This is a genomic window from Thiemannella venezuelensis, from assembly GCF_014203605.1.
Classification (GTDB): Bacteria; Actinomycetota; Actinomycetes; order Streptosporangiales; family Streptosporangiaceae; genus Planomonospora_A; species Planomonospora_A venezuelensis.
The window spans coordinates 1-1,084 of sequence record NZ_JACHJJ010000085.1; the positions used below are offsets into that span (position 1 = coordinate 1).

The window sequence follows — 1,084 nt, forward strand, 5'->3', positions numbered from 1 at the left end:
TGTGATCAAGGGGTGGTCCGGGTGAGCTCTTTGATCCAGATCATCGCAGCGCGAAGATGGAGGCCGGCGAGGTAGCTGGCAGGGGTCTTGTCGTAGCGGGTGGCGATGCCCCGCCAGGCCTTCAGCTTGTTGATCAGTCGCTCGACGGTGTTGCGCTCGGTGTACAGGCCGGCGTCGTGGCCGACGGGCCGACCGCCTCGGCTGCCCTTGTTCTTGCGGTTGGCGGCCTGGTCCTTCTTTTCCGGGATGACTGCCTTGATGTGGCGGTTGCGCAGGTAGGTGCGGTTACCGCGGGAGGAGTAGGCCTTGTCTGCGGCGACCGCGCCGGGCCGGGTGCCGGGACGGCCGACCGGACCCCGCACCCGTATCCTCTTCAGCACGGGGATGAACTGCGGGCTGTCGGCGGCCTGCCCCGCGGTCAAGATGAACGCCGGCGGGCGGCACCTGCGGTCGGCGGCCAGGTGGATCTTGCTGGTCTGCCCGCCCCGGGACCGTCCGAGCAGCGCGGCTTTCAGTCGGAGCGTGCGCCGCCGCCGGATGCGTCGCCGGTCTTCTGTTTCGGGGTGGTTTGCGATGCTGTGCTCTTGCTGTCCTTCCAACTCGCCCCCTTTTGCCGGGCCGTGTCTTCTTCGGCGGCCTTCTCCAGGGCGGCGATGAGGTCGGGGCCCAGGTGCATCCCGGCGGCGTCGTGATGGGCCCGGGCGGTGGTGGAGTCCACGCTGACCAGGGACAGATCCACCTCGCCACCGGCGGCGGCCTGCGCGATCAGGCCTTCCAGCAGGGCTTGGAAGACGCCGGCGTCCCTCCACTGCCGAAAGCGGTTGGAGACGGTCGGCCAGGCGCCGAACTCTGCGGGCATCTCCCGCCACTGCCCGCCTGTCCGAAACCGCCAGATCACGCCCTCGAACCGCTGGCGCAGCCGCTCGGGGTAGGGGCCGTACCCGCCGATCGGCAGATAGGGCTCGATGAACTCCCATTCCTCGTCCGTCAGTTGCGCGCGCGTCACCTCCGACGGTCTACCGGATCGGGCCTCGCCGCAGGGGCGAATCCCCACGATTGACCACAACCCGATACGCGCCCTAGG

Annotated in this window: 1 pseudogene; it reads right to left on the bottom strand. The window is 69.2% G+C overall.

The window, feature by feature from the left end:
• Positions 1 to 5: 5 nt before the first annotated feature.
• A pseudogene (locus FHS22_RS37220) lies at positions 6 to 1,006 on the bottom strand (IS5 family transposase).
• Positions 1,007 to 1,084 lie beyond the last annotated feature (78 nt).